This window comes from Paenibacillus sp. AR247 (assembly GCF_002968895.1).
GTDB classification, from domain to species: domain Bacteria; phylum Bacillota; class Bacilli; order Paenibacillales; family Paenibacillaceae; genus Paenibacillus_AQ; species Paenibacillus_AQ favisporus.
This window is the reverse complement of the sequence record NZ_PCZT01000009.1, coordinates 1,440,284-1,448,366: the sequence shown is the minus strand read 5'-3', so window position 1 is coordinate 1,448,366 and position 8,083 is coordinate 1,440,284. Positions and strand designations below refer to the sequence as shown.

Sequence of the window (8,083 nt, the reverse complement as noted above, 5' to 3'; positions counted from 1 at the left end):
ATTATCAGCCGGTAATTACAGGTTTCTTCCGGCAGAATCCACTCGGCATCGTACAGATCTTGAAGACGGATGATCTCTCGATCTGCCAGGGGATGTCCCGGTCCTGCAATGAGAACGAGCGGTTCCTCGCGGACCGTCTGCCAGTGAAGCGCCGGATCCTCCGGTTCGTTATCGAGAATCAGGCCGATGTCCAAATCTCCCTCTTTGACTCTCTGGACGAGAAGGTCCTCCCGGTCCGTCCATAATCGGATGGACAATCCTTCGTACTGCTTGCGCAGCTGCTGGATCAGCGGGGGGAGAAAGTAAGCGGCGAGGGAATCCATCGTTCCGACGGAGATCGTGCCGCCTCCCTCGCTCCGAAGCTTCTCCTTCGATTCATCGAACAAATCAAGCATTTGTACCGTAAGCTTAAGCAGCTCTTCCCCGGAGGAGGTCAGCCGAACCCCCTTGCCGTAACGCTCGAACAGCTGCGTATCGTATGCTTTCTCCAGCTTCTGTATTTGCGCCGTTACACTCGACTGCGCATATCCCAGCTCTTCGGCCGCCCGGGTAAAGCTTTTGCGGTGCGCGACCTCGCGAAAGGTATGAAAGTACGTCAGGTCCATGCTATTCATCTCCATGGTATCAATATTATCGATGATGCTCATCAACTATTATAGATAACACTGATAATAATTCCTATGCTAAATTAGAGGCACAACCTATAGAGGAGGTCATCGAAATGATCGGAAGAGATGAACTACATGGCGTTTTGGTTCCTGTGGTCACGCCATTTTTGCCAAGCGGAGAGCTTGATTTGGCATCGTACACCCGTTACGTGGAAAAGCTGGCTGAGCATCATATCAACGGCTTGATCATAAACGGGACGACTGGAGAGGCTCCGACGGTACGCTGGGACGAAGTCGTACAGCTCACCCGGGCCACGCAGCAGATTTTGAAAGAAAAGCAGCGAAGCATCCCGGTGATCATCGGAACGGGAACCAACGACACGTTGACGACCGTGCAGCGGACGGAGCAGGCTGCCGCCTTGGGGGCGGATGCCGTCCTCGTTGTGGTTCCCTATTACAGTAAACCGTCGCAAGAAGGGATCATCGAGCATTTTCGCCGGGTGACGGAAGTCGGGGTACCGGTTATAGCTTATGAGATCCCTGCCCGTACCGGGGTCCGCTTAACGATGCATACGGCCAAAACCATTATGGAGATGGAAGGTGTGATCGGTATGAAAGACAGCTCCGACGGCCTGGAACTGGTTACCGAGTTGACTCGTCAAGATGCGGGGGCGGTCTTATGCGGTGACGACCTGTACTACCATGCCAAGCTCAGCCAAGGGGCGAGCGGGGGGATTCTGGCTTCGGCCAACTTGTACACAGATATCTTTATTGAGGTCCATGACCTGGTGCAAAAGGGGATGGTCATGGAAGGCAAACGATCTTTTGACCGTGTTGTCCCGCTCATTCGCAAACTGTTCCAGGAACCGAATCCCGCTCCAATAAAATGGGTGCTGGCTACTCAGGGTGTCATTGCTTCAGATCACCTTCGGCTGCCGATGACACGTATATCCCAGCCGCTCCAGAATGAACTGGCCCAACTGCTGACAGGCATCGAAGCAGCGCATAACTAATACAACGGACGTTAGCAGGAAGGCGGCCTCCATCCTTCAAAGGAAGGGCGATGGCCGCTTTCATGCTGCCCGTATCAGACGCCCGATTCCAGATCCAAGCGCCAGTCATTGCAGTGCATAAAGCTGCCTTTCGGGTATTCAAAATCACATTCACCCATGAAAGCGAAGCCAAGCTTCCGGCAAATCGCATTGGAACCCGGGTTATCCACGGATGGAAAAGCGTGCATATATCGGTGCTTCTTCTGCTGTTTCGCCTGCTCGATCACGGCTGCTGTCGCGGCCGATGCAATGCCCCGCTGCTGAAAGGAAGGCAGGACGCCCCAGCCGATCTCATAAATGGTAGACCCCTGCCAACCACTCTCCCAAAATCCCGCATTGCCTATTGGCACCGGATGATCTGCCAGCCATATGCTATACATGCAGCCGTTCCCGAGGGACTGAACCTCAACATATCGCTTATGGCGCTTCTCAACCTGCTCGTCACTTTCCGGGCCGCCCAGATGCTCCAGCATCTCTGGAACATTCAAATGTCCGGCGTTGAATGGAAGGTGACTATCAAGAGGATGGTGAAGGAAATCAACCATTTATGGAAGGGAGGTGATAACGATGAGTACGATTCACATGCTGGTCGGCATTCCAGGAAGCGGAAAAAGCTTCTATGCCAAAAATTTGTGCAAGCGTGAGCGGGCTGTGGCGGTTTCGACCGACTCCATCCGGGAGCGGCTGTTCGGCAGCGAGTCCAGGCAAAAAAATTCGTATCTGGTGTTTGACGAGGCTTTTGCCGAAATAGACCGTCTGCTTGGGGAGGGCCGCAGTGTCGTATTTGACGCAACCAACGTGAGCCGCGACCGCCGCGTAAAGTTTCTGAAGAAATTCAAGGATGTGCCTGTCGAAGGCCATGTGTGCGATACGCCGTATGCGACGGCCAGGCAGCGGGCGGGGACGCGCAAACGCCGGATCGACGAAGCAGTGCTAACGAAATTTGCCAAAAACTTTGAGTTTCCGGTCATGGCCGAAGGGTTCCAAGCGCTGCATATCGTGCACAGCTCAGAGGATGTGAAGCTGGACAGAATCCAATTGGAAAAACTGCTCGCAGAACGTCCAGATCACGATGAGCTTTTTGCCTATTTAAGCGCCTCCCCGCATTTTTCCGTCATGCTTGGGTACGACCAGGAGAATCCCTATCACTCCAAAACCCTGTCTGAGCACACCTACGCCGTGCTTGCCTATATCAATGCGCAGTACGAAGGGGATGACCTGCTGGCGATGCGGTATCCGGCGCTGTTTCACGATGCGGGCAAACCGTTCTGTAAGGTGTGGAAGGAAACCCGCGGCTATTACTCCTATTTCGGCCACGAGCATGTCTCTGCGGCCATTGCCTGTCATGTACTGAAGGAGCTCGGATATGATGAGGCATTTGTGTTGAAGGTTGTGCATATGATCAGCTTTCATATGGAAATTCTTCACGGGGGAGACGCAGGAGCGTCAAACATTTATCATTTGCTTGGCGGGGATCTGCTGGCCCGGTTGTATTTTTTCGCGGAAGCGGACACGAACGGCAAATAAAGAGGTGGTTTCATGAAAATCAAATATCCGAAAACGATGCATCTTCCCTGGTCGCGAGGATACACCGATGATGACAAAATTTTGCGCAGCACGGACCATTTCGTGGGAAAAGAAGTAGTGATCACCGAGAAAATGGACGGCGAGAACACCACGATGTACCCGGATTTCATTCACGCGAGATCGCTGGACAGCAAGGATCATCCGTCCCGGCATTACGTCAAGACGCTGCACGGCGGCATCAGGTACTTGATTCCGGAAGGGTATCGTCTCTGCGGGGAAAATGTGTACGCCAAGCATTCGCTCGCCTACGATGCGCTGCCTGGATACTTTATGCTGTTCTCGGTGTGGAATGAGCAGAACCTGTGCCTATCCTGGGATGAGACGGAAATCTGGGCGGATCGGCTTGGAATACCTACGGTGCCGCTGCTGTACAGGGGCATATGGGACGAAGAAGCGGCCAAACGGTGCTATACGAAAAAGTCCTGCTGCGGCGGGGAACAGGAAGGGTATGTGGTGAGGCTGGCATCGTCTTTCCCTTACGAGCAGTTCAGGCAAAGCCTGGCCAAATTCGTGCGGAACAATCATGTCCAAACGGATGAGCACTGGCTCAGCAGACCGGTCGAGCCGAACGGACTCCAACCGTGAAGCTGCTGAAGCAGGGGAGTCCGACAATGTAAGCTGAGGAGCTTTATGTACAGAGTCTAAGCAAGATCTAGATTTCTTTAGTGGATTGCAGTTTAGGAACTATATTTGTTGTTCATAGAAAGATGAAATGGTATGGAAGGTGGTGTTGGTCATGTAATTCTAAAGCAGAAGTACCCACATCGGAGGAAATTGACGAGGTTGAAACTATATTTTTTTAAGCTTTAGCTTTGAATACATAATAGCTTTACAGATGAGTAAAAAATGCGATAACGAACATTAATCTTGGAGGGAACGGTATGCCGGGATGCGCAGGAGTTGCGCTGTATCATACGGAACGGATTGGGGCGATGCAGGCTTTTGCCGCCGGGGAGGCTTTTTTTGAGAAGATCGACACGGCTGTAACAGGGACGAGTTACTATGAGCTTTTGGAGCACGGAGATCATGAAGGCGATCACGATCTGGTGGAAACCTCCCCGGAGCAATTACGGGCGAAAATCGGCACTGGAGAGGCTGAAGCCTTCTGGATGTACAGCCAGCAGCACGGAACTTTGCCATGGGACGCCGCTTTTACTTATCATACGAGCGGATACGGCAGTTTCCCGCATATCGCCGCTTTTTGCGACAGCCCTCCGGAAGACACATATTCCGTTCTTAAAGAATGGCTGAGCCATATGGCAGAACAGTTCACCTTTCCTTATGCAATTTTATACGGGAAGAGAAAAATGACGGATGCGATGAGCTACGCCGCAGGGGACAACGGAAAAACCGCATTCCCTTATGAAAAAGCGTTTGCTTTCAACAAGGAGACCCCCGGCTTATACGGCGGACTAGCCCGCTATACCGGCAGCAAGCTGAGAATGGTTTACCCTGCCAATGTACTGAACGGCGAGCATCTCAACATCGGGATTGCGGGGACGAATCTGGAAAACTGGATACAGAGCAGCCATGATCATGGTATACTTTACCGGGTGGGCGAAGAACGGTGGATGTGGGAAGTTGACCCCGGAAACTTGAACAGGTGAATCAAACCTGTGGAGAGGCGGGTGCCTTGATCGCCTGGCAGCCCCGGCAGTCGAAGAAACCGCGGCGCAAGCTGCCTTAATCGCATCGATCACACTCATTTACATTTCATCAGGACCCGGAGGATGGTATGTCACGACCTTTATTCCCGCGCTTAAAAGGAAACAGCAGGGGCTGTCTCGCCTTCGAGCCTTTTTTTCTTATTCCGTACAGTATGGTGAGCACCTACGCGACGCTGTATATGTACGAGCTTGGCATCGCCGAAACCAGCATCGGCTGGATCACTACGATCGGCCTGATCGTTCAGGTGTTTTCATCGTTTATCAGCGGTTATTTGACCGACCGGATGGGCCGCAAATCGGCCATTCTGTATTTTGACCTGTTCAGCTGGAGTCTGGCCACCATCCTGTGGGCGGTTTCGCACAATGTGTGGTTCTTCCTCACGGCGGCGCTCGTCAACGGGTTTCAGCGCGTGCCGCATACCGCGTTTTACTGCTTGATCGTCGAGGATACGAAGCCCGCCGACCGGACTTACGTCTTTACGCTGCTGCAGATTATTAGCGTGATCGGGGGCCTGTTCGCTCCGCTCGGCGGACTGCTGGTGGATCATTACGGCCTTGTGTCCGGCACACGCATCATGTACGTACTTGCGTTCCTGATGATGACGTTCCAGTTCGTGGGGCGGCATCTGTCGACGCGCGAAACCGAAATCGGCCAGAGAAAGATGCGGGAAACCCGCGATCTCGGGCTGAAGGAAAGCCTGATCGATTATGGCGGGGCGATTCGCGACATTGTAACGAGCAAGTCGCTCATGCTGATCTTTAGCGTATACATTTTGTTCAACTTCCAGGCCACGATGAAAACGACGTATCTGTCGCTGTACATGGCGGATTACCTGCACGTCGGCAGCGGGCTGATTTCCCTGTTCCCGGCGGTGTCCTCTGTCATTATGCTGCTGACGCTGTGGCTGCTGATGCCAAAAATTCCGGAGCACGCGGCGAACCGCTCGATGATGGCCGGTTTCATTCTATCGGTCGGTTCAAACGTCATGCTGGTGCTGTGGCCGACGTCCAACCTGGTCTGGATCGGGCTAAGCACGATTTTGGCCGCCGTAGGGCTGATGATCAGCTCGCCCTATTTGGAAGCAGCCGTGCAGAACGCGATCGACGATGACAAACGGGCAAAAGTGTTCTCCATACTGTCTGTGCTGATCCTGCTGCTTACGTCTCCGGCAGGCATTATCGGCGGTTGGGCGTACAAGCTCGATCCGCGGATTCCCGTGTGGCTTGTGGCGGCTGCGTTCGCCGGCGCCGTTCTTCTGATGATGCTGCATCATCGGCGGGAGAAGAGCCAAGAGACACAGGCTGCGCTCCGGCAATAAGGCTAACATAACAAAGATCCCCTGCCGTATGTTCGGCAAAGGGATCTTTTTTGAAGAGATCAGAAAGTATAAGTTTCGGAGGCTCCACTTCCTGATCTCGCAAGAAAAACTTCCTTTAGACGCGGTCTGTCTTCTTTGAAGGTACGTCGATAGACGTTTTTCTTATTCGTTATGAAAAGCACCTAAGGTGCGGTAATATTCGCAGTCGGTTATTTGGACGGTTGTGGCGATACCAAAATTTTGACTTGGCTTTTCTCTTTCAGCAGCGCCTCAAAACCCTGTTCGACGATCTCGCTTAAAGCAATGCGCTTCGTAACGAGCTTATCGGCCGCGAAATAGCCCTGCTGCATCAGGCTGATTACAGCCGGGAACACGTCCCGGTAACCGATGATGCCGGCGATATTGCGTTCCTGCATGACGATCTGGTTCGGATGGATCGGGGCTTCCCGTTCGAAAATGCTGACAATCATAATTTGACCGCTGATTTTCGTCGATTGAATCGCTTGGTTCAGGACAGCCGGAACGCCTGTAACTTCATAGGCAACGTCCGCGCCGCCTTGTGTGAGGCGATGGATTTCTTGGACGACGTCCACGTCTGCAGGGTTGAGCGCGATGGCCCCCAGCTCCTGCGCTTTGCTCCGCCGCTCAGGCGATAGTTCCACGGCGTAGATTTCCGCAGCACCCGACGCTTTCAGCGCTTCGATGACAAGCAGGCCGATCGGCCCCGCCCCGAATACGACCGCGCGGTCGCCTACCTTAAAGCGGCTGGAACGCACGGCGTACAGCGCAACTGCCGACGGCTCGACCAAAGCGCCCTGCTCGTAGGAGACACTGTCCGGAATATGATGAACCATATGCTCATCGGCCGCCACGTATTCGGAGAAGCCGCCCCCGCCGCCGGCGAGTCCCAGGAAGCCCATTTTTTCGCAAAGGTTATATTTTCCCTGCTTGCAGGCGGCACAGTGTCCGCAGGCGAACACAGGCTCCACGACGACCCGATCGCCGGCTTTGAAGCGGGTCACGCCTTCGCCGACTTCCACGACCTGGCCGGAAAATTCATGTCCCATCACGACCGGGGCTTTTTCACCGGTTAATGGATGTGGCGCACCCTCCGGAATGAATATCGGCCCGGCGGCGTATTCGTGCAGGTCGCTTCCGCAGATGCCGCACCATTCCACCTTGATTTTGACCTTACCTTGGAGGGCCGAAGGCTCCTCAATCGTTTCCACGCGCAAATCTTTCACGCCATGCCATCTTAATGCTTGCATGAATCCGTCATCTCCCTATCAGGCAGTAAATAATATGGTGAGCGATATATCGAAAAAATAGGAAACGTTTCCGATCCATATGATGTCACATTCTATTCTGCGTGTCAAATCATTTTTTAGGGCTTTATCGGGTGATTTTAACCATGGTGCGAATGGAAGATTTACATGTCTATGTATAGAAATAAGCTGAGGTTATGCGTTGATTGCAGCGTCTGGCGGCTAAGCTGAGGCATCGGTATGGCGGGGTATGCTATAATATATACTGAAAAAGAAAAAAATGTCTTCCGGATAGGAAACGATTCCGAAGTGAGAGGGATTAATTCGCATGTCCAACAAGAAAAAGGTGACCATTGAGGACGTCGCCAAGCAGGCAGGCGTCGGCATCGCCACCGTCTCCAGGGCGCTTAACAACACCGGGGGAATCAGCGAAAAGACGAAGGCGAGGATCATGCAGGTGATCGATGAAATGGGCTTTGTCCCCAACACGTCGGCCCAAAGCCTCAAAATCCGCCAAACCCACCAGATCGCGCTTGCCGTGCCGGATATCCGCAACGCGATCATTCCGGATATCGCCTGGTCGGT

The 8,083-nt window shown here is 53.2% G+C and carries 9 protein-coding genes; 6 read left to right on the top strand and 3 right to left on the bottom strand.

Annotated features, from left to right (window positions below):
- The coding region (locus CPT76_RS14920; RefSeq protein WP_105444094.1) for a LysR family transcriptional regulator at nucleotides 1-605 on the bottom strand (605 nt) is incomplete at its 3' end.
- Nucleotides 606-721: 116 nt separating this feature from the next.
- On the opposite strand from CPT76_RS14920, the gene dapA reads away from it, so the two are divergent.
- Nucleotides 722-1,621 carry a 4-hydroxy-tetrahydrodipicolinate synthase gene (dapA, locus tag CPT76_RS14915; protein ID WP_105443452.1) on the top strand — a complete coding sequence of 300 codons (900 nt, stop codon included), beginning with the start codon at nucleotides 722-724 and terminating at the stop codon, nucleotides 1,619-1,621.
- Nucleotides 1,622-1,695: 74 nt separating this feature from the next.
- Here the strand turns inward: dapA and CPT76_RS14910 are convergent, their stop codons facing one another.
- Nucleotides 1,696-2,205, bottom strand: coding sequence for a GNAT family N-acetyltransferase (locus tag CPT76_RS14910; protein WP_105443451.1), 510 nt, complete (start codon nucleotides 2,203-2,205; stop codon nucleotides 1,696-1,698).
- A gap of 22 nt (nucleotides 2,206-2,227) precedes the next feature.
- Here CPT76_RS14910 and CPT76_RS14905 point away from each other — a divergent pair, with 22 nt between their 5' ends.
- The 4 genes from CPT76_RS14905 to CPT76_RS14890 all read left to right on the top strand — a co-directional run bounded on the left by CPT76_RS14905 (nucleotide 2,228) and on the right by CPT76_RS14890 (nucleotide 6,233).
- On the top strand, nucleotides 2,228-3,187 hold the full coding sequence (locus tag CPT76_RS14905) for an AAA family ATPase (RefSeq protein ID WP_105443450.1): 960 nt from the start codon (nucleotides 2,228-2,230) through the stop codon (nucleotides 3,185-3,187).
- A 12-nt stretch (nucleotides 3,188-3,199) separates the two neighbouring features.
- On the top strand, nucleotides 3,200-3,832 hold the full coding sequence (locus CPT76_RS14900; RefSeq protein ID WP_105443449.1) for an RNA ligase family protein: 633 nt from the start codon (nucleotides 3,200-3,202) through the stop codon (nucleotides 3,830-3,832).
- Nucleotides 3,833-4,128: 296 nt separating this feature from the next.
- Nucleotides 4,129-4,854: a hypothetical protein gene (locus tag CPT76_RS14895; protein WP_105443448.1), complete on the top strand. Its 726-nt coding sequence runs from the start codon at nucleotides 4,129-4,131 to the stop codon at nucleotides 4,852-4,854.
- Nucleotides 4,855-4,982: 128 nt separating this feature from the next.
- Nucleotides 4,983-6,233: an MFS transporter gene (locus tag CPT76_RS14890; RefSeq protein WP_105443447.1), complete on the top strand. Its 1,251-nt coding sequence runs from the start codon at nucleotides 4,983-4,985 to the stop codon at nucleotides 6,231-6,233.
- A gap of 209 nt (nucleotides 6,234-6,442) precedes the next feature.
- Here CPT76_RS14890 and CPT76_RS14885 read toward each other — a convergent pair whose 3' ends face one another.
- On the bottom strand, nucleotides 6,443-7,501 hold the full coding sequence (locus CPT76_RS14885; protein WP_105443446.1) for a 2,3-butanediol dehydrogenase: 1,059 nt from the start codon (nucleotides 7,499-7,501) through the stop codon (nucleotides 6,443-6,445).
- Nucleotides 7,502-7,826: 325 nt separating this feature from the next.
- Here CPT76_RS14885 and CPT76_RS39745 point away from each other — a divergent pair.
- Nucleotides 7,827-8,083, top strand: a 257-nt coding sequence (locus CPT76_RS39745) for a LacI family DNA-binding transcriptional regulator (RefSeq protein WP_258168509.1), incomplete at its 3' end; no start/stop codon positions are given.

What these genes read in the sequence shown, in the direction of transcription:
- CPT76_RS14905 (WP_105443450.1), top strand. Translation starts at nt 2,228, where the DNA reads ATGAGTACGATTCACATGCTGGTCGGCATTCCAGGAAGCGGAAAAAGC.
- CPT76_RS14885 (WP_105443446.1), bottom strand. Translation starts at nt 7,501, where the DNA reads ATGCAAGCATTAAGATGGCATGGCGTGAAAGATTTGCGCGTGGAAACG.
- dapA (WP_105443452.1), top strand. Translation starts at nt 722, where the DNA reads ATGATCGGAAGAGATGAACTACATGGCGTTTTGGTTCCTGTGGTCACG.
- CPT76_RS14895 (WP_105443448.1), top strand. Translation starts at nt 4,129, where the DNA reads ATGCCGGGATGCGCAGGAGTTGCGCTGTATCATACGGAACGGATTGGG.
- CPT76_RS14900 (WP_105443449.1), top strand. Translation starts at nt 3,200, where the DNA reads ATGAAAATCAAATATCCGAAAACGATGCATCTTCCCTGGTCGCGAGGA.
- CPT76_RS14890 (WP_105443447.1), top strand. Translation starts at nt 4,983, where the DNA reads ATGTCACGACCTTTATTCCCGCGCTTAAAAGGAAACAGCAGGGGCTGT.
- CPT76_RS14910 (WP_105443451.1), bottom strand. Translation starts at nt 2,205, where the DNA reads ATGGTTGATTTCCTTCACCATCCTCTTGATAGTCACCTTCCATTCAAC.